Source organism: Sutcliffiella horikoshii (assembly GCF_019931755.1).
Taxonomy (GTDB): Bacteria; Bacillota; Bacilli; order Bacillales; family Bacillaceae_I; genus Sutcliffiella_A; species Sutcliffiella_A horikoshii_E.
On sequence record NZ_CP082918.1, the window covers coordinates 471,325 to 498,274 of the forward strand.

Annotated in this window: 35 protein-coding genes; 28 read left to right on the top strand and 7 right to left on the bottom strand. The window is 40.7% G+C overall.

Going from position 1 to position 26,950, the window contains the following annotated elements:
- The first annotated feature begins 132 nt into the window (after positions 1–132).
- From K7887_RS02475 to K7887_RS02570, 20 genes are all read left to right on the top strand, one after another.
- A complete protein-coding gene (locus K7887_RS02475) occupies positions 133–777 on the top strand; it encodes a peroxiredoxin-like family protein (protein WP_223492016.1) in 645 nt (214 codons plus the stop codon).
- A 162-nt stretch (positions 778–939) separates the two neighbouring features.
- The gene (locus K7887_RS02480; RefSeq protein WP_223492017.1) at positions 940–1,341 is read left to right on the top strand and encodes a hypothetical protein; all 402 of its coding nucleotides are present in this window, start codon (positions 940–942) and stop codon (positions 1,339–1,341) included.
- Between the two features lie 204 nt (positions 1,342–1,545).
- Complete coding sequence (locus K7887_RS02485; RefSeq protein ID WP_223492018.1) at positions 1,546–1,956, top strand: GNAT family N-acetyltransferase; 411 nt, start codon at positions 1,546–1,548, stop codon at positions 1,954–1,956.
- Positions 1,957–2,344: 388 nt separating this feature from the next.
- Positions 2,345–3,007, top strand: coding sequence for an HAD family hydrolase (locus tag K7887_RS02490; RefSeq protein ID WP_223492019.1), 663 nt, complete (start codon positions 2,345–2,347; stop codon positions 3,005–3,007).
- A 121-nt stretch (positions 3,008–3,128) separates the two neighbouring features.
- A complete protein-coding gene (locus K7887_RS02495; RefSeq protein WP_223493736.1) occupies positions 3,129–3,269 on the top strand; it encodes a hypothetical protein in 141 nt (46 codons plus the stop codon).
- 16 nt (positions 3,270–3,285) lie between these two features.
- Entirely contained in the window at positions 3,286–3,828 is a 543-nt protein-coding gene (locus K7887_RS02500; protein WP_223492020.1) for a GNAT family N-acetyltransferase, read from the top strand.
- 244 nt (positions 3,829–4,072) lie between these two features.
- A complete protein-coding gene (locus K7887_RS02505) occupies positions 4,073–4,282 on the top strand; it encodes a hypothetical protein (protein ID WP_223492021.1) in 210 nt (69 codons plus the stop codon).
- Positions 4,283–4,289: 7 nt separating this feature from the next.
- On the top strand, positions 4,290–4,538 hold the full coding sequence (locus tag K7887_RS02510) for a CPCC family cysteine-rich protein (protein ID WP_223492022.1): 249 nt from the start codon (positions 4,290–4,292) through the stop codon (positions 4,536–4,538).
- A gap of 385 nt (positions 4,539–4,923) precedes the next feature.
- Positions 4,924–5,448: a YcxB family protein gene (locus K7887_RS02515; protein WP_223492023.1), complete on the top strand. Its 525-nt coding sequence runs from the start codon at positions 4,924–4,926 to the stop codon at positions 5,446–5,448.
- 2 nt (positions 5,449–5,450) lie between these two features.
- Positions 5,451–5,963, top strand: a complete 513-nt coding sequence (locus K7887_RS02520; protein ID WP_223492024.1) for a P-loop nucleotide/nucleoside kinase family protein — start codon at positions 5,451–5,453, stop codon at positions 5,961–5,963.
- Positions 5,964–6,253: 290 nt separating this feature from the next.
- On the top strand, positions 6,254–7,015 hold the full coding sequence (locus K7887_RS02525) for an SDR family oxidoreductase (protein ID WP_399209085.1): 762 nt from the start codon (positions 6,254–6,256) through the stop codon (positions 7,013–7,015).
- 4 nt (positions 7,016–7,019) lie between these two features.
- Entirely contained in the window at positions 7,020–7,490 is a 471-nt protein-coding gene (locus tag K7887_RS02530; RefSeq protein ID WP_223492026.1) for a GNAT family N-acetyltransferase, read from the top strand.
- 467 nt (positions 7,491–7,957) lie between these two features.
- Complete coding sequence (locus tag K7887_RS02535) at positions 7,958–8,197, top strand: hypothetical protein (protein WP_223492027.1); 240 nt, start codon at positions 7,958–7,960, stop codon at positions 8,195–8,197.
- 150 nt (positions 8,198–8,347) lie between these two features.
- Complete coding sequence (locus K7887_RS02540) at positions 8,348–9,286, top strand: ABC transporter permease subunit (protein ID WP_223492028.1); 939 nt, start codon at positions 8,348–8,350, stop codon at positions 9,284–9,286.
- 3 nt (positions 9,287–9,289) lie between these two features.
- Positions 9,290–10,186, top strand: coding sequence for an ABC transporter permease (locus K7887_RS02545; protein ID WP_223492029.1), 897 nt, complete (start codon positions 9,290–9,292; stop codon positions 10,184–10,186).
- A gap of 5 nt (positions 10,187–10,191) precedes the next feature.
- On the top strand, positions 10,192–10,479 hold the full coding sequence (locus tag K7887_RS02550; RefSeq protein WP_223492030.1) for a hypothetical protein: 288 nt from the start codon (positions 10,192–10,194) through the stop codon (positions 10,477–10,479).
- Positions 10,480–10,505: 26 nt separating this feature from the next.
- Positions 10,506–10,778, top strand: coding sequence for a hypothetical protein (locus tag K7887_RS02555; protein WP_223492031.1), 273 nt, complete (start codon positions 10,506–10,508; stop codon positions 10,776–10,778).
- A gap of 22 nt (positions 10,779–10,800) precedes the next feature.
- On the top strand, positions 10,801–11,637 hold the full coding sequence (locus K7887_RS02560) for a hypothetical protein (protein ID WP_223492032.1): 837 nt from the start codon (positions 10,801–10,803) through the stop codon (positions 11,635–11,637).
- 302 nt (positions 11,638–11,939) lie between these two features.
- The gene (locus K7887_RS02565) at positions 11,940–12,224 is read left to right on the top strand and encodes a hypothetical protein (protein ID WP_223492033.1); all 285 of its coding nucleotides are present in this window, start codon (positions 11,940–11,942) and stop codon (positions 12,222–12,224) included.
- A gap of 181 nt (positions 12,225–12,405) precedes the next feature.
- Entirely contained in the window at positions 12,406–12,711 is a 306-nt protein-coding gene (locus tag K7887_RS02570; RefSeq protein WP_223492034.1) for a DUF4190 domain-containing protein, read from the top strand.
- 449 nt (positions 12,712–13,160) lie between these two features.
- On the opposite strand, the gene K7887_RS02575 is transcribed toward K7887_RS02570, so the two are convergent.
- A complete protein-coding gene (locus K7887_RS02575; RefSeq protein WP_223493563.1) occupies positions 13,161–13,514 on the bottom strand; it encodes a DUF2200 domain-containing protein in 354 nt (117 codons plus the stop codon).
- A gap of 116 nt (positions 13,515–13,630) precedes the next feature.
- Here K7887_RS02575 and K7887_RS02580 point away from each other — a divergent pair, with 116 nt between their 5' ends.
- On the top strand, positions 13,631–14,458 hold the full coding sequence (locus K7887_RS02580; RefSeq protein WP_223492035.1) for a manganese catalase: 828 nt from the start codon (positions 13,631–13,633) through the stop codon (positions 14,456–14,458).
- A gap of 50 nt (positions 14,459–14,508) precedes the next feature.
- Here the strand turns inward: K7887_RS02580 and ptsG are convergent, their stop codons facing one another.
- Complete coding sequence (gene ptsG / locus K7887_RS02585) at positions 14,509–16,566, bottom strand: glucose-specific PTS transporter subunit IIBC (protein ID WP_223492036.1); 2,058 nt, start codon at positions 16,564–16,566, stop codon at positions 14,509–14,511.
- Positions 16,567–16,981: 415 nt separating this feature from the next.
- Between ptsG and K7887_RS02590 the strand changes: the two genes are divergently transcribed.
- The 4 genes from K7887_RS02590 to K7887_RS02605 all read left to right on the top strand — a co-directional run bounded on the left by K7887_RS02590 (position 16,982) and on the right by K7887_RS02605 (position 19,723).
- Positions 16,982–17,494, top strand: coding sequence for a hypothetical protein (locus tag K7887_RS02590; protein ID WP_223492037.1), 513 nt, complete (start codon positions 16,982–16,984; stop codon positions 17,492–17,494).
- A gap of 91 nt (positions 17,495–17,585) precedes the next feature.
- Positions 17,586–18,080: a DinB family protein gene (locus K7887_RS02595; RefSeq protein ID WP_223492038.1), complete on the top strand. Its 495-nt coding sequence runs from the start codon at positions 17,586–17,588 to the stop codon at positions 18,078–18,080.
- Positions 18,068–18,880: a GNAT family N-acetyltransferase gene (locus K7887_RS02600; RefSeq protein WP_223492039.1), complete on the top strand. Its 813-nt coding sequence runs from the start codon at positions 18,068–18,070 to the stop codon at positions 18,878–18,880. The genes K7887_RS02595 and K7887_RS02600 overlap by 13 nt, the downstream gene beginning before the upstream one ends.
- Positions 18,881–19,177: 297 nt before the next feature.
- Positions 19,178–19,723, top strand: a complete 546-nt coding sequence (locus K7887_RS02605) for a flavodoxin family protein (RefSeq protein ID WP_223492040.1) — start codon at positions 19,178–19,180, stop codon at positions 19,721–19,723.
- 106 nt (positions 19,724–19,829) lie between these two features.
- On the opposite strand, the gene K7887_RS02610 is transcribed toward K7887_RS02605, so the two are convergent.
- Positions 19,830–20,309 (bottom strand): hypothetical protein, encoded by a 480-nt coding sequence (locus K7887_RS02610; RefSeq protein WP_223492041.1) that lies wholly within the window; start codon positions 20,307–20,309, stop codon positions 19,830–19,832.
- 366 nt (positions 20,310–20,675) lie between these two features.
- On the opposite strand from K7887_RS02610, the gene K7887_RS02615 reads away from it, so the two are divergent.
- The 3 genes from K7887_RS02615 to K7887_RS02625 all read left to right on the top strand — a co-directional run bounded on the left by K7887_RS02615 (position 20,676) and on the right by K7887_RS02625 (position 22,910).
- Complete coding sequence (locus K7887_RS02615) at positions 20,676–20,951, top strand: hypothetical protein (RefSeq protein WP_223492042.1); 276 nt, start codon at positions 20,676–20,678, stop codon at positions 20,949–20,951.
- A gap of 38 nt (positions 20,952–20,989) precedes the next feature.
- Positions 20,990–21,856 carry a S16 family serine protease gene (locus tag K7887_RS02620; protein WP_223492043.1) on the top strand — a complete coding sequence of 289 codons (867 nt, stop codon included), beginning with the start codon at positions 20,990–20,992 and terminating at the stop codon, positions 21,854–21,856.
- A gap of 88 nt (positions 21,857–21,944) precedes the next feature.
- Positions 21,945–22,910: a phosphotransferase enzyme family protein gene (locus tag K7887_RS02625; protein WP_223492044.1), complete on the top strand. Its 966-nt coding sequence runs from the start codon at positions 21,945–21,947 to the stop codon at positions 22,908–22,910.
- Between the two features lie 236 nt (positions 22,911–23,146).
- On the opposite strand, the gene K7887_RS02630 is transcribed toward K7887_RS02625, so the two are convergent.
- From K7887_RS02630 to K7887_RS02645, 4 genes are all read right to left on the bottom strand, one after another.
- Entirely contained in the window at positions 23,147–24,496 is a 1,350-nt protein-coding gene (locus K7887_RS02630; protein WP_223492045.1) for an amino acid permease, read from the bottom strand.
- A 20-nt stretch (positions 24,497–24,516) separates the two neighbouring features.
- Positions 24,517–25,701, bottom strand: a complete 1,185-nt coding sequence (locus K7887_RS02635; RefSeq protein WP_223493564.1) for an MFS transporter — start codon at positions 25,699–25,701, stop codon at positions 24,517–24,519.
- A gap of 93 nt (positions 25,702–25,794) precedes the next feature.
- Positions 25,795–26,208 (bottom strand): gas vesicle accessory protein GvpU, encoded by a 414-nt coding sequence (gene gvpU, locus K7887_RS02640; protein WP_223492046.1) that lies wholly within the window; start codon positions 26,206–26,208, stop codon positions 25,795–25,797.
- A 104-nt stretch (positions 26,209–26,312) separates the two neighbouring features.
- On the bottom strand, positions 26,313–26,942 hold the full coding sequence (locus K7887_RS02645) for a LysE family transporter (protein WP_223492047.1): 630 nt from the start codon (positions 26,940–26,942) through the stop codon (positions 26,313–26,315).
- Positions 26,943–26,950: the final 8 nt, after the last annotated feature.

Genomic DNA, 26,950 nt, shown 5'->3' on the forward strand with positions numbered 1-26,950 from the left:
AAGCTAACAAAAATTAACGCAGGATAATACCTGCGTTTTTTGTGTGATTTCTTACTAAAAGCAAATTAGAGGTAAAGAAAACACTTTTTTGTTAAGGTTATTTTGAACAAAAAATAAGGAGGTAAGATAAGGATGTCTACATTGCTCGAAGAAATCAAAGCTTATAAAGAGGTATTTAAACAAAAGGCTCCGGAGGAAAAGCAGCGTTTAATGGCACAGGCAACAAAAGAATTAGAGGAGTCTGGAGTGGCACAGGGGCTAAAAGAAGGAGAGCGAGTACCGGATTTTACCATTCCTGATGCAACAGGCAAGATGGTGTCCATCAAGGACGAGCTAGAGAAAGGACCAGTGATTCTGACATTCTATCGAGGCGGCTGGTGCCCTTACTGCAACCTTGAATTAAAAGCTTACCAACGAGAATTAGATGCTATTAAAAGCGCTGGTTCCACTTTAATCGCCATCAGTCCACAGACGCCTGATGCTTCCATGTCTACAAAGGAAAAGAATGAACTTGAATTCTTGGTTCTTAGTGATGAAGGTAATCAAGTTGCAGAACAATTTAATTTGCTTTTCAAAATGCCAGATTATTTAGTCGAGATATATAAAAGTTCCGGTTTGATCGTTCCGGATCATAATGGCAATGAGGATTGGGAGCTTCCGAAACCTGCTACATTTGTCATTGATCAAACAGGTAAAATCGTATTTGCCGATGTAGACTCGGACTATACAAAACGTGTAAAGCCTAGCAAAGTGATTGATGTTTTAAAGAGTATCTAACAATAAATAATGTAGAACAATGGCCTGGGATTCTATTCTCAGGCCATTTTGCTTTTCTAAGAAAATAATGCTAGCCAAAATTTAACTGCATAACGTGAAACTTTTCAACTGAATCCTCGTATAGATACTAAGGAATGCCCAGTAAAATACAGGAGGTTTGAGATGAAGAATTTTTTCAAGTATTTTTTCTGGACGGTGGTTATCGGATTTATATACTATGCCGGTTCAAGGTATGAGCTGCAATTGCTGAATGAAGCGCAAATGAACTATAATTTTTGGCCGCAAGTGATATTTGCAGCGTTATTCCCGATCTTAATTGGGATACTCCTTCGCTTGCCTAAATTAATAAAAGAGATACAAGAGGAAAAAGCATGGTCAGTGAATTGGATGAAGCTACTCGCAGTCGGACTCTCTACGCTTTATGTTTCTTTGGTTCCTGTACTTTCACTTACAGGTCTATTTAGGTATATGCCGTTTGCGATGGACATCATCCATTTAGATCTTGCAACCTTAGCTGGAGTGGTTTTTGGATACGTGTTGTTGGATAGTTTGAAAGAAGATTAATTAGCTTTTATATTTATGAAGACCTCTCCGGCTGGAAAAACGGATGGGTCAGGTCTTCATAGGGATTGGAGTAATTTATGAAGGTGTTTGCTGAATAAAGTCGAAATAATAGTGTATACGCTTAAAGCAAGCAATGGAGGTATATAACAGTGGTTAAATGGTGGATGAACTCTTCAAAATAATTATTTTGAGGAGGGAAATGGAATGGAAATTAAATTTAGTAGAGATAAAGCGATTAAGTTAGAACAATTAGAGAAGTTATACAACGATGTAGAGTGGTATGCTTACACCAAGGACTTAGATGTCCTTCAACAAGCAATCTATCAGTCTTTAGAAGTTATTTCTGCTTGGAATGGTGACGAATTAGTAGCGTTGATTCGAGTAGTTGGGGATGGATTGACCATTATCTATATCCAAGACATTCTGGTGTTGAATGCTTATCAAAATCAAGGAATTGCTACTCAACTGGTGCAGCAAATTCTAGAAAAATACAAACATGTTCGGCAAAAAGTTCTGTTAACAGAGGAAGCCACGAATGTAAGGCGTTTTTATGAAAAAAACGGCTTCGGATCTTGTGACAAAGGGTCTTTAGTAGCTTTTGCAAAATTTGATTGATTTTATAAAACATGGTTTTGCGCTATTCAGGAGTCTAGGATAGCGCTTAATTTTTATTTGGTTTTGGGAGAGTCCTTTTTTTCGCTGTGGAAGAAGGAATGGTGCAGGTATAGCGAGCTGCAAAACTTAATGGGAAAGGTGAAAAAATGTTCGATAAAATCAAAGCAGTCCCGGAGAAAAAGTCATTTATCATAGGGATGACCATAATATTAGTTACTCCTTTGCTTTCATTTTTAATAGTAGATTTATTTCTAATGCCAAATTGGATAATGATTTCTGTAGGAGTTTTCATCAACTTTTTTTCAATACTATTTATTTTAAATGCGGCGGATAAACGACATTCACGGGTGAGTAAGAGGTAACCAGTAGTAACAAGGGGGGAGCTTTTTTGGCAGAATACAAGATCATTCTATTCGATTTAGATGGAACGCTTTCCGACCCAAAAGAAGGAATCACGAAATCGGTTCAATATGCATTAGAGAAAATGGACATAGTGGAACCTGACACCGATAGACTAGAGACTTTTATTGGTCCACCACTCCAGGTTTCTTTTGCGGAGTATTATGGTTTTGATGAAAAGGAATCAATACGTGCCATTGATTTTTATAGAGAAAGGTTTAAGGAGAAGGGGATGTTTGAAAATGTCCTTTATCCTAATATATCGTTGCTTTTAGAGGCACTAAAGGAAAGCGGATTTGTATTAGTTGTGGCAACCTCGAAGCCTACCATTTTTGCTGAGCAGATAATAAAGTACTTTGAGTTAGAGGAGTATTTTCAACTGATTGTCGGAAGTAACCTTGATGGAACAAGGTCATCTAAGACGGAAATCATTCAATACATACTTGATAATTATACTGATTTTAATCGTCGTGACTTTGTCATGATTGGAGATCGGAAGCACGATATCATTGGGGCGAAGAATACAGGGATTGACTCTATCGGAGTGACGTATGGGTACGGTTCTCAAGAAGAAATAAGGGATGCTGAGCCCACTTACATCATTTCTAGTGTTGATGATTTAATGGGTTTGTTGCTGGCTAGCCGGGTATAGGATGACTACTTACTCCAGAAATCGTTGTGGCTTAAGCGAGCAATTAGCATCCATGAACCAACACATGAGTGGTTGCAGGTATTAAAATAAGAAACAAATTTTCAAAGCATAAAGGGGAGAGGTGTCTGAAATGCTGATCATTATTACCATCGCTGTTTTTATATTTTTATTCGACTTTGCCAGGATTAGAAAACAGAATGATACGCTAATAGAGCAAAATGAAAAGGTAATATCTTTATTAGAAGAAATTAAAAACAAATAAGAGAAGGTGCTTAAGGGTGCTTAACGTAGAGATAAGAAGGCCAAGAAAGGAAGATATTAATGAGTTACATCAATTTTTTAGAACAGTGATAACAGATACATTTAACAAAGAAGGTATAGGGGATCAGTTAGAGGATTTAGAAGCAGAGATTGAGTCCAAGAAAGCTTACTTAACGGAAGATTTAGCAAGCAATGGAGAGGATCGATTCTTTCTGCTGGCTTTAGAGAGAGAAAAGATCATTGGCACGATAGAACATGGTGCAGCAAGCGATCTTATTTGTAAATGTACGGATAACGCTTTAAAGGAATTGCATGAAGTGGGTACAGTGTTTGTCGGTCCTGACTACCAAAGGATGGGAGTAGGGAATTTACTTTTAGAAAATATGTATCGAACACTGCGGAACAAGGAGATTCGTGAGTTTTGCTTAGATAGCGGGTATGCACGTGCGCAGAATATATGGAGGAAGAAATTTGGTGAACCTGCATATTTACTAGAAAACTATTGGGGCGAAGGCTATCATCATATGATTTGGAGAGTAAACTGTGAGGGAGAGATTTAATTGAGTTGGTTCATAGTACTGGACATTTTAGCATTATTGTTTCTCCTTCTAGCAGCATTTCATTACTTCAAGTTCTGGAAGCGATTCAGAGGACTTAAAGGTGAGCTCGGTCTCTCCAGAAAATTTGTGAATTCAGGTGTCAGAAGTATAAGAGTTGCAACGGTTTTTCTTGTTACTGGGTGTATGTTCGGGCTCATTAGTATATGGGTTTGACCGTATTTAAGAAAATGTGAGGTGGGTATCATTGATTAAGAAAAAGGAGCCAACCGTTAAATACTTTGTTATGATGTCTTCTCTTCTTTGCCTGTTTATCATTTTACAAAGTATCGTGGTGGTGTATACTCCTCATACCTTTGTAAAGGTTATGAATTTGATATCCATCATTGGAGCTTCTGGTACTGTGGGGGCTTTCATTAGAGAAGTATTTATTTTAAAGCAAAAGAGGAACAAGTGATGAAAAAGTGAAAAAACATTATTGCCTCTGTTGTGGTTACAGAACGTTAGAGGAGGAACCACCTGGAACGTATGAAATTTGTGAAATTTGCTTTTGGGAAGACGATGAAATCCAATTCCGTGATCCAGACTATGAAGGCGGTGCAAACGAACTTTCTCTGCGAAACTATCAAAAAGGTGTGTTAGAAGGACGGTTCTTTAAACGCAAACCTGTTAATGGGGAAGAGAGGAATTCGGATTGGATACCATTACAATAAAGGGTGAGCGCGGTGGGGAGAAAGTGGAGAAAGTACTTAAATCCGTTAAAAATAAGAAATGCGGCTGTGTGGATGTTGTTTGTAGGAATGTTTTTCAGTTTTCTAGGACAGGTTTTTGAAAGTATGTGGTTGTTCTATTTATCTATTATTATTGTAGTCATATTTACTATCGTTTCACTTATTTTCTGGAGATGTCCTAATTGTAAAAAGCGGCTTCCACTCAAGTATGATAAGGAGATTGAACTGTCCTACGCGTATGTATGTCCAAGATGTGAGAAGCGGTTTTTTGATGACGGAACGATGGAGTAGGCAGCTAGTTCATCAGGCAAAACCGTTAAAACCAATAGTAATTCATGTTATCCTTGTAACAGAGGAGTGATTTTTTTTGGAAGAAAAGAAAGAAGTAGTTTCTGTAAGTGGAGTAATTAGTAAGGAAATTTTTAAAAAATTCTTGGGCTATCATATCCAGTCATTGAACAGGGTTATACTAACTGTCTTGTTATTGGGTTTCTTTTTGTATATTTGGTTGATGCTTGATTTTGGTTGGTTTTTTTCCTTGATTACTGCTCTCATCCTGTGGGGTATCATTAAGTTAATGCTAACTATTGTGATTAATTTTCGCTCTGCAAAAGAATACAAAAGCGACAAGTTGATGCAAAATGAGGTATTTTTGACTATTAGTGAGGATGGTATTCAGCAGAAACGCCGTAAAGCAGAAGCGTTTTGGGAGTGGGATGATATCCTTTCCATACATGAACAAAAGAATATGTTCTTATTCTATGTTTCTAAAAATAAGGCGGTCTTGTTGCCGAAAAGCTTTCTAGTCAACCATGAGATGATTAAGTTGAGAAAAATTATACATAATAACGCATTGACCCAGAAGGTTAAATTGTTAGAGGAAACGGTGTAGCCATGGCAAGATACGTCTATATCATTTCAGGGCCGTGCGGTGTTGGAAAATCGACCATTACTAAGGGATTGGCATGCAAATTAGAGAAAGCAGTTTTGATTGAGGGGGACCTCATCAGTGCCATGTTTGTAGGGGAGGAGCAGCCTCCCTGGGAAGAGAAACTCTCCATCGTCTGGCAGAACCTAAGCAGCCTGACCAAGAACTTTTTACGGAATGGTTATGATGTTGTGATCGATTATGTGGTGGAGGATGAAATGGAATGGTTTTTCAGGGAACTTCGTCAGACAGGATTTGATATTACGCTGCACTACTATGTTCTGCGTGCCGACCCTGAAGTGCTTATAGAGCGGATCACCAAACGCGGAGACACGGACATGATCCCGCGATCTTTGGAGCTTCTCCATCTGCTGGAAAATAAAGAGGAAAACGCGCCACATTTGTACGACACAACCCACAAGGACCCGAACGTCATTATAGAGGAAATCGCTAATAATATTACAGGTTATTACCCTTGACAGATCCCTTAGAAATTCTTACCATAAAGGAAAGAGATGAACGGAAGGGGAATCGAAATCCTAACAATGTGGAATAACCTTTAATGAAAATTGAGTAATTGGATAGAGTCAGAAGTTCCGGCCAAGGAATCAGTCTGTCCGTCCATCATTTCATTAAAGGGATACACATGTTGTGGAGTCGATACCCCACTTGAAACAGGTGCCTTTGGTGCACCTGTTTTTTTATGGGGAAAAACATCTCTTTTATCGGACCGAACTTGTTTATACCCTAACAATTGGAGGGTTATATTATGAATAGAATTGCAGTAGTAACTGGCGCGAGCCGTTTAAAAGGAATCGGAGCAGCCGTGTGCAGGGAGTTGGCAAAAGCGGGACACCCCGTCTTTTTTACGTATTGGACGCCTTATGATGAAGAGATGCCATGGGGTTCTGAAGCTAGTGAACCACAACTTTTAAAAGAAGAGCTGGAGGAATTCGGTGTTCCGGTGGGGCTGATGGAGCTTGATCTCACAAGAGTGGAAGCGGCTGATGTGTTGTTTCAAAAAGTGAGGGAAGAACTTGGTGAGCCAAGTATACTCGTGAATAACGCGGCCTACTCCACCAACGATGATTATAGCACGATAACAGCGGAGGATCTGGATAAGCATTATCTCGTAAACATCCGGGCTACCACTCTATTAAGCAGTAGATTTGCTCAGCAGTTCAACTTTGGAAGTGGTGGACGAATTGTTAACCTTACATCCGGTCAATTCCGCGGGCCAATGCCAGGCGAGCTTTCGTATGCAACGACTAAAGGCGCCATTGATGCCATGACGATAACGCTTGCGGCAGAGGTTGGGAGGCTTGGAATTACGGTCAATGCAATCAATCCAGGTCCGACCGATACAGGTTGGATGACAGAGGAAATTAAGTCAGGTCTTTCCGGCATGTTTCCTTCAGGACGGGTAGGGTTGCCAAGTGACGTGGCACGGACTATTAAGTTTCTTGTCAGTGAAGAAGCAGAATGGGTGACAGGACAGATTATTCATTCAGAAGGCGGATTTAGGAGGTAGAGTGATGGGAGAGATAAATGTTCGGTTGCAGTTAGTTGAGAGTTCGGATCGCTTGAAGTACTTGTCGTATTTGGTAATGGCGGATGAGAGCGAGAGCGTGGTGAAAGAGTATATAGCGGAAGGGCAAATGTTCGCGATTATTGTTGGGGGTGACTCAGTGGCTGGTGTGGCCTTGTTTGTGGAAGATTCCGAGGATGTGATTGAGCTGAAAAACATCGCGTTGGATCCACAGTTTCGCGGGTTCGGACTAGGGAAACAGGTTATTAATCTGGCTTTTGAGATTTTTCGTGAACAGGGTTTTCGCAAAATGATTGTAGGCACCGCCAGCTCCAGCATCGCCAATCTCGCGTTCTATCAGAAAGTAGGATTTAGGATGGTGGAAATAAGGAAGGATTTCTTCTTGAGGTATCCGGAACCGATTTTTGAGGATGGGATTCAGGCGGTGGATATGGTGGTGTTTGAGCGAGAGTTGTGACTAAGTATATTCTATATGCCCGAAGCGGTGGTTGAATGTGTGGAAAGGTCAAATAGAAGGCGTCTATACGCCCGTAGCAGTGGTGAAATAGGTGAAAAGGTCAAATAGAACGCGTCTATACGCCCGAAGCGGTGACTGAATGTGTGAAACGGTCAAATAGAACGCGTCTATACGCCCGAAATGGTGGCTGAATTATGTGAAAGGTCACATAGAGCCTGTCTATATGCCCGAAGCTCGGTTCACAGCGGTACAATAGTCAAATAGAACACATCTCTACACCAGTACGTAAGGCGCTCCAAAATGATGGAGCGTTTTTTCGTTACTTTATTTAGAGTTTTCCTTAAATATAATCAATTGTAAACAATATCCAACTATAATTTAGCAAAATTTTCAAAAAACAATTGAGTAATCCAAACTATTTTGAAATAATTGGAGATGGAATATTGCAACTAAAAGGAGGAAGTCGGATGTCCTGGAAGCTTTTCTTCATCATCACTTTCATTGTCTACATCGTTCTATCACTCCCCGGCATTTTTGGTGTTGGATATGTAATCGACTGGGTGCCGGAAGCAACGATTTTTCAAAAGGTAAAAGGATATGTGAGGGAAGGGTTGTCAACAAACTTTCTTTTAAAACTTTCTATCGCAATCATAGTTGGTGCGACTGCCAGTTTGTTTAGAAGTAAAAGAAACATAGTCAAACCATAGGCATGGTGAAACCTTCCTTCCACTCCATCCGTCTATTGCCCACCAGGGTAACCCCATACAAACACACCGAGAGTATCATCCTTTACGAGTTGGAAGACAAAAACTATATTGCAGAGAGAAAAGACTGAATGTTAAAAAAAGGGGGATCCAATGGAACTAAAGAAAGAATCACTAAAGTTGTCCGTTTCTGTTATTTTGGCATTGATTTTCACCATCCTGCTCATATTTTTTCCTAGAGGGGGGTACTATGGGGAAATTCCTATGAATCTAGAAGATGGGGCATTTCAAGGGTTTCAACTTTCTCTATTTTTCGAAGTGTATAAAACAAACATCACTCAGTTCTTTCAGCATATTTGGGAACACCAGAGTTTAGGGGGAACCATGTTCTCAGAGACTTCCGTGGAAAAAGAACTAATTCGGTACTATCCGAAAAGCTTACTTATCATCGTGATTGGATTTGTGGTCAGTATTATTTTCGGTGTATTAAAGGGGATTTTTGATTACCGCAATACATATACGAAAAAGAATCTGCTGGGGAACGGAACGACGTGGCTTTTTCAGTCCATTCCTGACTTTTTCGTGGTGATTATCGCGTTTTATCTAGCATTCTATTACTTGCCGATGGGGATGATCTTCAGCAATAAGAACTGGTACAGCTTTGCCGCGCCGGCTTTACTCGTTTCGATTTATCCAACGATGTATGTCGCGCGCATGACGTGTGTGTCACTATTGAATCAAGATGGCCAGGACTATATCCGCACGGCATTTGCGAAAGGATTTAAAGTCAGGCAGGTCATCAACCGCCATATTTTGAGAAACAGTGCGCTTGACTTGATCGCCCACCTGCCGACCATCATGATGGTTGTAATTTCGAATATGTTGATGGTGGAGTACTTGACTGGCTATGCTGGGGCGGGGAACAGGATGTTTGTAGCATTAGGTGGAAGGCAGAACACGGTTGGTTTCGGCACTGCAGATATTGAAGCCGGACTCGTTTTTGGTTTCGCAATTTGCTTTATAGCAACGGTGCTTGTCGTTCATATTGTAAAAATGATTATGCTGACAAAACTCAGCCAGAAGGGAGCGTAAGGGATGCGGAATAACACAGCGCTTTGGACCGGAGGATTTTTTCTTTTTGTGTTAATTTTGGTGGCGGCATTCGGCTCCTCTTTTTCATATGTAAAAGAGGGATTGGAAGGCAACCGATTAATTTTTCCGGAGGCTGGAGGCATCGTTTCAGCGCCATTCCCTCCATCAGCCGACTTCCCACTTGGCTCTGACCATGAAGGCAGAAACATGGTAAGTCTTCTTGTCATGGGGGCCAAAGATACATTATTGCTCATTTTTCTAATTACAAGTATTCGTTATGTTGTCGGCGTGGTGCTTGGTGCGATTGCATCGATCGGGGGGCGCGTAATCTCAAACGTCCTTAATGTGTGGGATCAGATTTTCTCCAGCATGCCGGTGATTTTTTTCGCTATCCTAGCCTTTAATTTACCACTTTTGATTTATGCGGAAAATAGGTTCTGGATTGTTATTTTCAGCATAGCATTGGTGGAAGTGGGGCGCGTGGGCGTGACAATCCGAGATCAATTAATTCATGTAAAAAATAAACCGTATGTCGATGCTGCGAGAACGGTTGGTCTATCAAACTTCGGAATTGCCAAGAATCACTTCCTGCCGACGTTGCTGCCAACCATGCTTGTTAATTTTTGCTTTGATATCGGAAGAGTGGCGCTAATCATCGGCCAGCTCGGGATTTTCTCAATTTTCATTACGATGCAATTTGTGGAGGTTCCACCTGGAGGAATGTATGACCTAGTCAACACAAGCTTCAACTGGCCGACCATTTTAGGAGATGCCCGTAAAGATATCTATACAGCCGTGTGGATTCCAGCTGCTGCAGCGTTTGCAATCATGTATGTTATTTTGACGTTCAATATTTTAGGTGAGGGATTGAGAAGGCACTTTAGTCGTTTTGGGATGTGATGTAAGTGAAGAAATATAGTTTATTTTTTTTAGTGTTTACCTTGCTGGTGGTTGCTGTACTTACTAACCCCAGCGAGAAAGAGTACCTTGAGATGACAGGTGAGCCATCTTATGAAAAGCTTCCGGATGGGATGGAAATGAAAGTGGAACGCGTGAACTTCTTGCTCTTTTCTGCCTACACTCCAGTAGTTGCAGGGGAACACGGTATTACCCATGTAGGGGTCTATGGAAGTTTCTTTCAAATTTCACAAGGACAATTTGATTATCCGGCTTGGTTAGAGATATTCAATTAGTCTTCGAGAATGAGAGGAGAATGTCATTGGATTACAATGATTATAACTACAAAAAACCTGATTTTGATAGCCGCGGTCCCACTCGAACTCGCCATAGCTGGGATACGAGTGAGGTAACACTTGGGACATGGATTGTTGTTTTAATTCTTATCGCAATCCCATTTGTTGGGTTCGTCGTTCTATTGGTTCTGGCATTTGGTGATCACAACGAAAGCTTGAGGAACTTTGCTAAGGCAACACTGATTTTATTGGTGATCGGATTTTTCCTGACTATGCTAGGCGTAGGGTGTAGTTACTAATATTCTCTATTAAAGCGGGGTTATGAAGATTAGAAAAATCATTCTGTTACTTGCTCTAGGGCTATTACTACTTTGGAGTAGGTCATATTTAAGCGACCTGTTCTGGTTAGTGATAGCACTAGAAGCATGCATTGTAACATACATTATTTTTAGTGTGATAAAAAGTATTATTGGTTTGAAACATAAGAGTAGGGAAGATTTCATCAGTAATATAAGGGAAGTATTGGAGCAGAAGTTAGGTAAGTCATTTTTAATAGAGTTTGTTATTACGGAGCTCAATGTTTTTTATTATTCATTACTAGTTTGGTTTGGGAAATCTAGAACAGCTGACCAGAACGGTAAAGCATTTACTTATCATAGAAGCTCGGAGATGAAAACTTTTATTATCGTCTTTTCTATTCTGATTATTGGAGAAGGTGTGCTGTTTCATTATCTTTTGCAGAAGTGGAATGAAGTTATAGCCTGGATCTTTACCACATTGAATGTCTACGGAATTCTATATTTGGTAGGGTTTTATAATTCAGCAAAATACCTCCCGCATTTGATTACGCAAGAAAAGTTGATTATTAGATTGGGTTTTCAAAGTAGCATTACTTTAGATATCGCCAACATTAAGCAAATCAACCGGGCTAAAGAAATCGAGTTAGGGATAAAAATTCCTAAAAGTATGTATTACTCTTTATTGAAACTAGATACCCCGCATTATGAACTTACCTTGAAAGAGCCGGTGGAGATGAAAGGGTCATACGGGATAAAGAAAAAAGTGGATAAAGTGGTATTCAGGGCAGATGATCGGGAAGCGATATTAGAAGAAATTAACCTTGTAAAGACTTTGGGGGATAAATCCAATGTTAACTAGAGCTAAATCATTTAAAAAGTGTACTTCTGCGCCCGAATCTCGGTGCTAGGAGGGAAAATGGTAACAGAGAGGGCCTCTCTAAGCCCGGAACCAGCATGTAAGAAGAAAAACGGTAGTAGAGAGCGCCTCTCTACGCCCAAAACCAGCTTGCAATAAGAGAAACGGTAACAGAGAAAATTCCCCATGATCCCAGCAACTAGTACCCCATTAAAGGACAAGCATGGAACTTTTTCCTAATCAATTTCGTAATACTACTAGAGAGGTCAATCATAAGAGGGTGAAGGTAATAGGAGTGGTTTAAAGTGGGATTGTTTTTTGAAAAAGTAAAACGGACGAAAAGTTCGAAGCCGGTAGTAGCAATTAGAATTATCTTACTTATAACAATGATTGCTCTATTCATTCTAGGATATAGGGATGATTTTAATAGCACGTTTCTAGGATATGGCTTTCTTGTAGTTGGACTCTTGAATATTATGAACGGTGTAGAATCGCACTATCACCGAGAGGAAAAGAAGGTCTATAGGACTGATTACTTTTTAGGGATTTTGTTTTTATTTATGGCCATTACTGAGTTAGGGACGAGTTAAAGTGGGCCAAGGGTGCCTGTCCCTAAAACCCGAAGCAAAAATAAATGATGAAATTAGGCATGGAGATATCTGGATTAGGGAAAAGGATAGTAGAAAAGTTGTGGCGTGTTGTAGCTGAGGAGAGCTATAATGCAGTAAGAGTTTCTAACATTCAGTGGATTAGAATGGTAGGTGCAAAAAAATGAATGAATCTGTTACACATCCCCAGACGGGAAAGCTAAATAGTAATGCTATTATTTCATTGATTCTTGGTATTATATCGATAGTTTGTTGTGTTATTAGTTTTTTGAGCATGCTTTTTGCAGTTCCAGGATTTGTCCTAGCTGTGATTGGGTTGAATGAGATTCACAAAACGGATCAATCAGGAAGAGGGTATGCGAAGGCGGGCTTAATATGCAGCCTTGTCGGAATCATTTTGCCTCTCATCATTATCCTAATTAGCTTGTTGATATTTGAGTCGACGGATTTCATTATGGACGTGAGTTGAGAAGAAAAGGACAACCTCTGTTGGAAAAGGGATTGTCCTTTTTTTATTCTACTATAGAAATTTTTAAACAAACGTATGATTAAGAAAAATTCAAAGCTATGGGGCTGTAGGGAGAAAATGAATTTTTTGAGATTAACTTTTCAAAAAGGTGTAGTGGTATAATTCACAAACCTGCCATTATTCATGTCAAAACGACAAATTTCCCGGGAAACCTTTATTCTGGTATAGGTTTTTTTAAACAAACGTTTGTTAAAGAAAAAAATAACCCCTTGGTAGAGAAGGGGTTCAGCGAAAAAATCTAAATTAACTTTTGAAAAAGGTATGGTGGGAAATTGCCTTTTTTCCAATGAGGGAAATTCCACGTCCTCTTGTCGAATTTTAAGGTGCTTGAAAGCCTAAATTCGCGACAAGAAGTTTACAGAAAATGGTGGGTCGAGGTGCCTGTCCCCTTAGCCCATCCGTAAAATCTTCTCCATCGCTTTTCCCTTAGCTAACTCATCTATGAGCTTATCCAAGTATCGGATTTCTCTCATAGTTGGTTCTTCAATGTTTTCTACTCGTACGCCGCAGACGACTCCTTTGATCAAGTTCCTAGAAGTGTTCATTTTCGGTGCTTCGGCATAGAAGGTTTCAAAGTCCGTTTTATTTTCTAATACTGCTTCTAAATCCTCTTGGGTGTACCCTGTCAACCAACGAATTATCTCATCGACTTCTTCTTTCGTACGGCCTTTTTTCTCTGCCTTCGTAACATAGTGTGGGTATACACTTGCAAAACTCATCGTATAGATTTTGTGCTTTTCCATCATTTATCCTCCCTTAAAGATTCTTTATTTTATTGTATCATGCAAAGGTTAGAATGATGTACAAACCATTGTCAGTATATATAAGATGTGAAGAATTAAAGAAGGGTGGAGATGTTTTGTTTTTTCATATGAAGGAATTACAATATGAGGCAAAACCGGATAAGCCAGATCCCATATTTGCCGCAAGGTTGCAGGAGATTTTGGGAGGGCAGTTTGGAGAGATTTCAGTTGCTGTTCAATACTTGTTTCAAGGGTGGGGTACAAGGAGGCATGATAAGTACCGTGATTTATTGATGGATACTGGGACTGAAGAGCTTGCCCATATTGAAATGCTTGCCACGATGATTGCACGACTGCTCGATAATGCGCCAGTAAAGGCTCAGGAAGAAGCGGCGCAAAATAATCCTGTAATGGCTGCAATTATGGGTGGGATGAACCCGCAACATGCCATTGTCTCGGGGCTAGGGGCAATGCCTGTCAATAGTGTGGGTGTACCGTGGAATGGGGGTTATGTCATTGCCAGTGGAAACCTCCTCGCCGACTTCAGGGCGAACCTGAACGCCGAAACACAAGGTCGTCTGCAAGCAGTCAGATTATACGAACAGACGACCGACCGAGGAGTACGGGACATGTTGTCGTTCCTCATTGCTAGGGATAGAATGCATCAAAACCAGTGGTTGGCCGCAATTCAAGAGCTAGAAGCACAAGAAGGGGTAATCGTGCCAAGTACATTCCCAACGACAAAGGAAAAATCGGAAGTGTCCCATACGTTTATTGCTTTATCGGAAGGAGAAGAAAGCAGCAAGGGTAACTGGGCAAGTGGCCCTGCGCCAGATGGTTTAGCGAATTTCCAATACTTAAGTATGCCAGGTGCGTGGGGTGGCAAACCAATACTTAGTCCTGCACCTCCAGCATTTCATGATACACCGCCATCTGTAAAATAAACAAGGAATGCTCGGTTGCGATAGTTGCAATCCCGAGCATCCCCTCTTAACTAACCTTTAGATATCTCCACAATTCCTTCTTCTTTTAAAGCCACTTCCCCTTGCTTATTCAACTTCACCTTTTCATCATCCTTCAAGTTTGTGAACACAATCGGCGTTATCAATGAAGGGGCGTTCTTCCTGATGAAGTCCATATCAAACTTAAGGAGCTCTTGACCCTTGGTAATGGAGTCACCCTGAGCAACGAGTGCTTCAAATCCTTCCCCTTTAAGATTGACGGTATCAATCCCTACGTGGATCAGGATTTCATGTCCTTCGTTGGACTCAATTCCAATCGCATGTTTGGTAGGGAAAAGGTTTACAATTTTCCCGTCAACAGGAGAGACGACAAGTCCTTCTGAAGGCTCAATCGCAAAGCCGTCACCCATCATTTTTCCAGAAAAAACTTGATCTGGCACATCATCAAGCGGTTTGATTTCCCCTTTGATAGGAGCAATAAACCCGCCTTCTGTGGATTTGGTCTGCATCGCATCCGGATTGATCTCTTCAATTTGCTGCTCGACTTCTTTGTTTGTGTCCGTTTTAGCAGGACGAGGAGTTTTGCCATCCATAATGTCTTTGATTTGTGATTTTAGTGTATCTGATTTGGGACCAAAAATGGCTTGGATGTTGTTGCCGACTTCTAGAACGCCAGAGGCACCAAGTTTTTTTAAGCGAGCTTTATCTACCATGGAAATCTCATTTACTGATACGCGAAGCCTTGTGATACAAGCATCCAAGTGCGAGATGTTCTGCTTGCCACCCATGGCCTCCAACACATCGTGTGGTAAGTCACCGGCAGTTGTCGGAGAGGCTCCATCTTCATCCTCGTCCACTTCCTCACGACCAGGAGTTGCAAGGTTGAATTTCTGGATTGCAAAGCGGAAACCGAAATAGTATATGACTGAGAACACAAGACCGACTGGAATTACCAGCCACCAGGCGGTTCGGTTCGGCACAACTCCGAACAGCAGGTAGTCAATGACCCCACCTGAGAAGGTCATCCCTATTTTTACATCTAAAATATGCATCACCATGAAAGACAGTCCAGCAAAAACAGTGTGAATCGCAAATAACACTGGTGCGACAAACAGGAACGAGAACTCAATTGGTTCTGTAATCCCTGTTAAAAAAGAAGTAAGGGCAGCTGACGCCATGATTCCGCCAACCACTTTTTTCTTTTCAGGACGAGCTGTATGGTAGATCGCAAGCGCCGCAGCAGGAAGTCCAAACATCATGAACGGGAATTTACCAGTCATGAATGTTCCCGCAGTTGGTTCAATACCGTCACGTAGCTGAGCAAAGAATATCGCTTGGTCACCACGGACAATGTTCCCGGCTTCGTTCGTATAGGAACCAAATTCAAACCAGAACGGTGAGTAGAAAATATGATGCAGTCCGAACGGTATTAAAGCCCGTTCAATCACACCGAAAATAAAGGCAGACAACGTTAAGTTGGTGTTAATCATACTTTCTGAAAGTGTGTTCAATCCACTTTGAATCGGCGGCCATACAAAAGACATTACAATTCCAAGCACAACGGCAGAAGCAGCAGTTGCAATCGGAACGAATCGCTTACCGGCGAAGAATCCAAGGTAAGACGGCAGCTCAATATTGTAGTACTTATTGTACATAAAGGCCCCGAGTATCCCAACAATTACCCCACCGAACACGCCACTCTGAAGCGTGTTAATTCCAAGAACATTGGCGTATGCCGGGTCATCAAGCATCCCGTCATCCACGCCGAGCACAACACCCATGGTCGCATTCATAATGAGGTATCCAATGATTGCGGCAAGTGCGGCAACCCCCTCACCACCAGCTAGTCCAACTGCGACCCCAACGGCAAAGAGCACAGGGAGGTTACTAAATACAATTCCTCCGGCAGCATCCATGACGCTCGCCACTAACTGAATCCAATCCGCCCCAAGGAACGGCATCAACTCCAGCAAATTTTCCTCTTTCAATGCAGCCCCAAGTGCTAACAAAATCCCCGCCGCCGGTAGAAGTGCTACCGGAAGCATTAACGCCTTCCCGACTTTCTGCAACACACCAAATAACTTCTTCAAAGGCAGTACCTCCTAAATATGTAATAGTCAAAGTGATTTTAATTTCCCCTAAATGATGAGTTTTAAACACTGGTGGGTTGAGGGGACAGGCACGGCGGCCCATTTGGGTCACCGTGCCTGTTACAAAAGGGTTTTGGCATCAACTAAGGGCATTTTGGAACGAACTTGGCTGTTTTTGGCACGAACTCTAAGTATTTCGGCATCAACTCACCCTGTTTTGGCACGAACTTTATGTAAGGCAAAATAAATATACGAAGAACAGCATAATGTTGTTTTTCTTGTTTATATTTACAAATATAGGATTTAGGAATTGTTTATAACCAGGAGGAGATTAAAAGGGGACATGCCTTTTTTGAATACCTGGCCACATTCAAAGTTAAACTACCAATAAAAACACTAGAATGGAGCCGCACAAATGATTAAACTCCTTTTATTTAGCTTGCTAATGTTTGCACCTCTTCAGCCCCTAAACACCGATGTCGATATTATAACCTCAAGCTATTTAAATTCTGGCTTTACCACCATTGAAAAAGCTACAACTCAATACGAGAAGGAGTTCAATTTGATACTTAAAATACCTGATACCTTACCTTTCAATCCAACACATTCTTTTGGAAGATATATTGACAGAGGTTACTTCAAAGGGACTTTAGAACTTGAATATGTTGATTCAAGTAATATGGATGTTTTAGTAATCTGGTTAGCGCAAAAAGAGCATGAAGTTTTACCTCTAAATATTACAAAACAGGTTTCACTAGAAGGTGGAATAATCGGTAAATTCATTGAGGGCAAAGAACATGCGTCTATCTCCAAGCTAAAGTTTGAATACGAAGGAAATTACTACATGATTGAATATATTCGTGCTCTATCTAAACCATATGTAAAAGCAGAATCACTAGTGAATGTTGCAAATTCCATCATTCATTAAACTGTAGAAATTATTACCATCTCCCCACCTGTATGCTACTATTAACTAAAGACGGAATATTCCTTCATTAAAAAAATAGGGAGATGGGAAAATGGAGTTATTTCAAAGTCAATATGATTGGATCAGACTTACAAGGGAGACGCTATTTCGTTATTGTGAGGGCATGTCTAACGCAGATTATCTAAAGGAAATAGAAAGCTTCGGCGGGGACTCAATCCGAGATCTTCACGTACATATTGCGACCTGCTATCACTTTTGGCTGGGGACGCATGGTCTTGGAAAATCAATCGCTAAAACAGATCCAAACGCGATAAAAAACGTCGAAGATATGAGAGAACTTTTCCGAAAAACGGACGAGCTTGTGGAGGAGTTTTTGCTGAAATACCAAGGCAACTGGGAACAAACCATTCCATATACCTTCAAAAGCGGTGAAACCTCTGATTTCAGCACACTTTGGCTTTATACACACACCATCACTCATGAATTTAATCATAAAGGGCAGATAGTGAAAATTGGCCGCCTGTTAGGCTATATCCCACCGGATACAGATCTGATTGCGCCTGAGGTAAACACATGTCAGTCCTAACAAAAGACCTTATGAAAATCGTGGAACAGTCAGAGATTGAAGCGCTCGAAGACAGACTGATTCGAGTTAAAAGCATGAATGATAATGCCATGGGTGTTGAGGTGAAGCGGTTTGGGAACGCCGTGGCATTCTCTGTGAAAAATATACCGGGGCCATCGTTCAATACGGTGAAAGGCATTAGCAGAGAGAATATAGACGATTTGGATGAAATAGTAGATTTTTATACTAACAAAGGGATTTCAGCTCGGTTTGAAGTGACACCAGGCAATGCCTCTACTGACCTTTTCAGGAAGCTTAGTTCATTGGGCTATTTTCAAAGTGGATTTCATACGGCACTTTACCGCCCATTGCCGACAGAAGAACCAGCGCTTAGTGGTGCAGACACCGCTGTTAAAATTGAAGAAATCAGTCTTGAGAACTTTGATATTTTTGGTGAGTTATATACGAGAGGTTTCGGGATGCCCGCAGCATTCAAGGACTATGTGACCGCCAATAACAAGGTACTTGGAGAGAGCGCCAATTGGAATTTTTATTTGGCGCATGTAGGCGGGGAGCCAGCCGGAATAGGTGTTTTGTATGTTAAAAATGATGTCGCAACCTTGGCTGCTTCGGCTACTGTGCCTGAATTCAGAAACAAAGGTGTTCAAACGGCGTTGATACAAAAGCGGATGCAACGAGCGGTTGAGGGAGGTTGTCGTTATTTAGTTGGGCAAGCGACTTTTGGCAGCGTGAGCCAGAAGAACATGGAGCGAGCTGGGTTGCGGGTTGCGTACACGAATGCGGTTTGGGAGAAGCTTTAACGTGTAACGTCGGGGAAGGTGCAGACTGCCTCGGCGTTTGTCGTTATGTGTCTAATGAAGGGTGTATTGGCCAAAGTCGTGGATAAAACGAAAAGTTAGTGGATAAATCAGAATAGTCGCGGATAAAACCCAAAGGTTCGTGGATAAATACTGCCGGAGGATGAGAAGTATACAAACTACAAGGAATTTAAGCAGATTCGCATAATTATATTACACATAATATTGCTCTTTCCTATGCCTCGCCCCTATCTTCAGTATAAAATGTACTCATCCAGAAATGAAAGGAAGATATATATTATGTCTATAGCTGTAATATATGGGGGAACCCGTCCACTTGGAAATACTGAAACCCTTACCAAACACGCCACTCAGGGTATAGAGGTAGAAGAGATATACTTGAACAACCACAATCTCCTCCCAATCATCGATATGCGTCACGATGTCGAGGGATTTCAAAATAGGAATGATGACTATAACGATATTATAGAACGTGTACTGAAGTATGATACGTTAGTTTTTGCCACGCCGATTTATTGGTATAGCATGTCAGGCACAATGAAGAATTTCATTGATCGATGGTCCCATTCGATGCGTGACAATAATTTTCCTAACTTCAAAGCCGACATGTCAAACAAAGAAGCGTACGTCATTGCAGTTGGAGGAGACAATCCCTCTATCAAAGGACTGCCAATGATCGAGCAATTTAAATACATCTTTGAGTTCATGGGAATGGAATTTAAGGGTTACGTCATTGGTAAAGGAAACCAGCCCGGAGACATACATGCAGATAAGGTAGCTTTGTTTCAAGCAGAAGTGCTGAGGGAAGAACTTAGATTAAAGTAAAGTTTTTTGAGTGCACAAATATCAACAACTATAAAAAGAGCATCCTGGAATAGATGAATGGTGCTCAATTACTACAATTACGGCCGGGTGAGATTCAACTCTCTTTTTATGATGAAGCAGCGATTAATACAATTATTCCGAGTGTACATATAATAAGTAGCAAGTGCAGAATATATAAAGCTAAAGTAGCAAATCCAAGGTAGCGCAATGTCGTTACCTTTTTTAGTGCAATCTCCATGAAAAACAAGATTAGGGAAGGAACCAATAATACAAAGCCGTTTCCCATCCACAAAATAATAATGCCAACAGGAACAAGGTAAAGTAAAACCTTGAATAATAGCACCCTGGATTGAGTAGTCCATGATTTTGTGAGAGTATCCCCTATCAACAGTAAAATAAAAGATAGTATAAGTGTAATAACATGTAAAAACGGTGCGAAAAACAGGACAGTGTAGACCATTGAAGTCATAAACTCTTCGGAGGCGTGACTTTCGATGAATAATGCCCCGATGATAACCCAATTACTTATTAAGCTAGTAAGAAGAACGATTAGTAAAGCCTTCCCAAAATATCTCCTGTTGAACATAGATTAGCCCCCTAGGTTATATAAATCCCCTTCAACATTAATATTACCACAATAATCCAATAAATTTAGCGAGATTAAAAGGGATTACCCCAACAAAAATAGAAAAAGTTAGTAGATAGATTTTCATGAAATATGCGAACTTTATTGACGGGAGTGGACGATAATTAAGAATATAAGCATATTTTTAGTGTTCTGGATTGCAGGGACGTTATTGGGGCTATTAGGATATAAACTAATTTTTAACGAAGAAGTGAATTGGGGTAGGCATCTCCATAATGATGGGTGGCCTAATTGGGGCATTCATTCGATATAAATTAAGAGGGGAATAAATGTGATATATCCCATCTGATTGGAGGAAGACTTGATATGGAGTTTATGCTCATCTTCGGAATTCATTTTATCATTATGGGTTCGGGATCCATGTTTTTAAGTTTAGTTGTTAGTTCTGTGGCGAAGAAGATTCCTTTTTTAGTAACGATCTTTGGTTGTATGTTCTTAGGTGTTTTATATGCAAGTAAAATTGGTTTTACAGATATTTTGTGGTTGGCAGCTTTGTTTAATGGTGTCCTTTCGGCTATTGCTGTGGGTTTGGTTAAATTAGTTGATTATGCTGGGGAGAGGGCGGAAAGGGTTAATGGTTAATAATCACAGACTAACAACCGCCAAAAGGGGATATTAATTTGGAAAAAACGAGTATTTTAAAACCTTTTTTAGGTGCGATTTTTATCTATTTAACATTTTTATACTTATATTTGTTTGATCATCTCACTGGGATGGATTTTGCATTATTGTTGCTGTTACTTACGGTAACTAACATAGTGTTCATTTTTGTTACCTTTAAATTAAAAGCGTTGCGCCGAGCCTTTCTATTTTCAGCTTTATTGACTTTTATTCTTTTTAATTACGAGTTTTCCACATTCATTCTTGACGAAACCGAGTCAATTGTACTTTTTTATCAACCGTCAGAAGAAGTGGTACCTAACACTGGCGTTTATGTTTTGGGAGTTGGAAGTGCTGAGCTTGGAAAGGGAGCGACATTACACTTTTATAATGAAGCAGACAGATTTGAAAATATAACTGCTACTAATAATATTCGCTATCGGAGTAAGAATGATGGGATTTTTGAGCTTTTAAACTTGAAGGAGAATTCGGTGGAAGATATGAGGGATAGTGTACAACATTACTTAAGTGACACTAACTCTGAAATAAATGAATTCCTTAATAGAGAGGACCTTGATGGAAATAGTGCTGGATTAGCGTTGGTGTTGTCATCCATTTTACATGAGAAAAAAGAGACTAATAATCTTGGGATAGGGGTGACAGGCGCTATTAACAAAAGAGGTAAAGTAAGAGAAATAGGCCATGTAAAAGAAAAAATCCAAACTGCTGCCAGGGATGGGCACACGCACGTCATTGTCCCTCATGGGAACCTGAAAGAGGCATTGAAAGCAAAGAAAGATTTCAATCTTGGTATTGAGATTGTAGGAGTAAATAGTGTAGAGGAAGCACTTGGGGTTATTGAAAGCTGGAATTCTCCGAGCAATTAAAGTGAGGCTATTTCACATTGAAACATATTTTCAAGTTGTTTCGTATTAAATCTACGGAGAATTACGTTCCTATAACTGGGGGTAAACGATGCAACAATCAAATAGAATTTTGAAAGAAGAGACGCTTGAAGCTGCGCTTGCTTCATTATATGATTTGGCAGGTCCAATCTCTTGTACGTTCCTCAGAAGGAGTTTCAATGATCATTATGTGGTTAATACAGGGGACGAGAAGTATATTTTGCGAGTATATCTTAATGAAAAAAGCTATATTCATAATCAAGAAAATATTCATTTTGAATTAGATTTCCTTACATATTTGCATTCCAAAAATGTAAAGCTTTGCTCCATCCGATTGGAAAATGAAATCAGATACGTTGCCTTGTTTCCTTTTGCGAAAGGAAAACCAATTGAGCCGGATCTTACAGAGAGTCAAGCTCTTGCTTTTGGTGAAGTGATTGGAAAATTACATGGTGAGTCCAATGCCTTTAGAAGTGAATTTTCCCGGTATTATTTGAATGTCAAAGAGCTTATTGCAGAACCGCTTAACCAAATCGAAGTATATGCCAATTTGTTCGGTCTTGGCAATCTTGATTTTTACCGGGATGCGGCCGGAAAATTAATGGAAGGGTTGAATCGCCTCCTTAAAGACAAGGAAACCTTTGGACTCATTCATGGAGATCCAAACCCTTCTAATCTTTATTTTAGTAAAACAAGTGGCTTCTCTCTTTTTGACTTCGATCACTGTGGTTTTGGTTATAGAATTCATGACTTGGCAGTTGTTAAGCTTAGTTATCCAGAGGATGTTTACGACTCGGTAGTGGAGGGCTATGAGCGGATTAGGACGCTTCATAAAAACGAAAAAGAATTCATCCCATTATATGCTGATATTTTATTGGTAAAGAAATTCAGCGATATTTTAAACATGCTTGAAGTGACAGGTGCAGATGAAACCACCAAGAAATCAATTGCCTCAAATGCGATGAAGACCTTAAAAGATATGAGTAATCATGAGGGAAATATGGATGAAAGAATAGACGATACCTGGGACGTTTAATAAAGACAATTCCGGGGATACCAAATACCCATGTGGTTGTTGATGACACGATCATTACTGTAAAAGTGAAGACATGTTCACAGCGGAAAAGGAGGGAGGGAAGTCTTCATAAGGTGGATGAAGACCTGTTTGAATGGAAAAAGGTTGAGGAGAGGTCCTCATCATCCAATCACTCTTCCCCATAGCCACCTCAAACAAAAAATGGGCCACGGTGCCTGTCCCCGCAACCCACCCACTCAACTATACTTCAACTTCTTCCCCGCACCTTTTTTCCACTTACGCTGCATGATTAAGGTAACAATCGCAATTAACGCAACAAACAAAATACTGATGAAGAAACCGTTTCGGACGGTTTTTTCTACGATGGTCCCGCTTATGGCTACTAGCAGTAAGAGCAGCCCCAGCACGGAAACGAATTTCCCCTTTTTTTCTAACCGCATGGATGAAAGCAAGATAAATATCCAGTTATACAACAATAATAATCCTGCCGCGGTGGTGATGTATTCAAACACCTTGCTTTGCAACACAAATGCACAAACAACGGAAGCTGCTAACCCCACCACTCCAAGTAACAGGGAGGGAAGTGGTAGCTCCCTAAACTGCAATTTTTTCTGAAATAGCTTTGGTGCATCCCCGTCTTTTGCCAACGTGACCAACAGGGTGGTTACCCCGAACAGGGCTGCGGTCATGGTGGAGAAACCTGCGATGATGATGGCCCCGTTGAAAACATGAGGGAAGAAATTCAGGTCGTAATTGGTTAGGGCGGTCACGAACGGGCTTTCTTTTTCATTGAATTTTTCAAAGGCAGCCAGGCTAACTGCAAGTCCAAGGGAGCCTACATAGAGAATCATTAAAATGAACATCATGACGGTTCCGGCTTTTAACGTATCTTCTTTCTTTTTCAGCTGCATGGCCATGAGCCCGATTACTTCGATTCCGCCGTAAGCGTAGAAGGCATAGATTAGCGAAGACCAGACTCCCTTCACACCCATCGGCATCCATTCTTTGATCGTGTTCGGCAAATTGCCGGGGCTACCGCCATCTCCCTTAATCCAGCCAAAATAAATCCCCAAAGCAATGACAATGAACATCACAATCGCCGCAACCTTGATGATGGCAAAAAGGTCTTCCATTTTATCGAAGCCTTTTGTCCCCAGCATTACTACGAAAAACGACAACACTGCGTAACCTGCAGAGAAAATCCAAAGCGGCACGTCTGGAAACCAAAATTGAGATAACAAGCCTAGGGCAGTCAGTTGACTACCCATGATTAGTATGTTGGAGCACCAGTAATTCCAGCCGCAGCTGAATCCAGCCCATTTTCCAAAAGCTTTGCCTGCGTAGTAGCAGAAGGATCCTTCTTGTGGGTCGTCGATGGTCATTTTGGCTAATCTGCTGTACACGATATAGGTCCCGGCCGCGCCGATCAAAAAGGAAAGGATGATTGAAGCGCCAGCAAGTTTGATTCCTAAAGAGGAACCAAGGAAAAAGCCGATGCCAATGGTGCATCCGATTCCTATTAGTGACAGTTGCCACCAGGCTAGATCACCTGTTGTTTGTTTGGAACTGCAAGAGGCTTTTGACATGTGATTCTCCTTCTAACCAGCTACCAAAGCGTGCTTTTCTTTGGCTTTACATTTTGGACGAAAAAGAAAACAAGAATTCCAATAATGATGGCCAACGCACTAGACAGATAAAGACTTATGAGTAGGTGGTTTTTCATTACGACTGACATGATTGGTGGACCCGCAGCGACTCCGATGAATCGGGAAGAGCTATAAAGAGATGAGATCGTCCCTTTCTCTTCCTTTTCTACATTTTCCGTAATCAAAGCATCAAGCGTGGGCAACATTGCCCCAATGCTAATGCCGATAAAGCTGGAGATGGTGAGCAATAAAAAAATCTTTTCATTTTGATATTCTACAAAAACAATGGTTAAGGCGATGACCCCAAGGGATACCAGAAGAATTTTTCTCATCAATTCAATATTTCCTTTGATCACTTTTCCTGTGATATAGGAAGAGACACAGAGGGTAAATAAAGGGACCGCCAAATATAACCCTTTTTTCACACCATGCAGGTTATGCGTTTTTTCAAGAATGTCTGACAGGTAAAATAATAGTCCGAATAGGATCAGCATGGAATATATACCGATAACAAAGGTGGTATAGAGCCATTTTCCTTCTTTTTGAAAGATCTTTTTGGTGTTTTGAATAAAAATATTTAGTGCGAGTGGTTTGTCTTTTTGCTTAGGCACCTTGATAAAGAAAAGGACCATTAAGATAGAAATCAAACTGAAAACGGATATAGAAAAGAATGGGAGATACCATAGGACAGCTGCCAACAGTGAACCCAATATTGGACTAAGAACCTTCCCAAATGTATTGGACGTTTCAATGATACCTAAACAAGAACTGGTCTTCTCATCGTCATCTTGATATAGGTCCCCAACGAGTGGCAAAATAATTGGTGTCGCACCTGCTGCCCCAACACCTTGAATGATTCTTCCGATTATAATCCAAGTGTATGGATCCTCTATTTTCCAAGATGCAAATCCGGAAATCAGTCCCCCGATGAGCGCCATCGTCAAACTAGGCAATATAATCATTTTCCTGCCAAACCGGTCAGACAGATAACCTGCAATAGGTATTAAAAAAATAGAAGCAACAGAATAAGAAGTGATGATCATACTGGATTGGAAGGAGGAGATGTCCAATTCTTTTTCGAGCATTGGCAAAACAGGAATAAGCATAGAATTGCCCAGCGTCATAATAAGAGGGATGGAAGCCATGCTTATTATGCACCAAGCACTGACTTGTCCGATTTTCTTGTTTGTCACCTCTACCCCTCCATCGTCTTGTCTACGATTAATAAGTTCGAATGCTTAAAGCTTAAATGAAAACCCATCAATGGAATCAATTCTTCCACGCCACCATGCATGACTTTTGATAGGAGATTGCGTGGTTCCAGAGATATACGCAGCGTCTTTTAAATGAATAAAAGTAGCAATCATATCCTGCTTTTTCTTCTCCTTTTCCTCTTGCCGTTCACTGATATAGGCCTCTTTAAGGTCAGTGAATTTTTTATGTAGAACGTGCTTCAGGGTGCTATTTTCTACATCATCTGCAGAGGCGATGATTCCTTCATAATAAGTATGCGGTCCTACAAGCGTTCCGGCTACCACTGTCCCACTAATATTTAACGTGATTCCTATCTCTACACCGTCTTTGTCAGTTAAATCAAGCAACATTTGCATCACTGCATCATCGGTAGATACGTTTTCCTCTTTTTTCGCCAAGTTAACCCCTCACTTTTTGTATCTTCATCCATTTATTTTGTCACGCACATAGTTAGTATAGGTAAAGTGAGGGAGGTTATTCTGGAAGTTTGTGCAAATGCTTTTTACATAAACAACAACCTAAATGCCTCCACGCCAAAATAAATGCCGAAACCAATCATCGACAAAGAAGAAATTATCGAAATCACCACAAGAAAATTAGTATGCAGAAGATTCCTCGCGATACTCGAGATCGTAGCCATGAACAAATCCCAAAGTAGGATCCCGCAGATAATGGCCGCACTATAAATAGCTAACTGGTTACTGGAAAAAGAAGAAGCTGTTTTTGCGAGGACGGATCCATAAATACCAAGCCAAAAAAGAATCGTAAGTGGGTTAGAGATGGAAAGCAGGAAGCCGGAAATCCATGATCGAAGCAATGTCGTTTTTCCTTTTGGACCATCCACAAAGGTGGATTTCCCGCTTTTCACCAAGCTCTCTATCCCGGTGTACGTAAGCACGAAAAAGCCGAAAAGCCAAAGAAATGCTTTCATCATCGGCTGCTCAATGAAATGGATCATCCCCATATAAACGAGCAGCATATAGCATATATCCGCAACAAGTGCCCCGACACCAAATATCCAAGCATGTCCAAAACCAAGACGCAATCCTTTATCCAACTGCGCAGCATTGACCGGTCCAATAGGTGCTGCCAGTGATACTCCTAAGAATATGTAAGTGAAAATAGAATTCATTTTTAGCC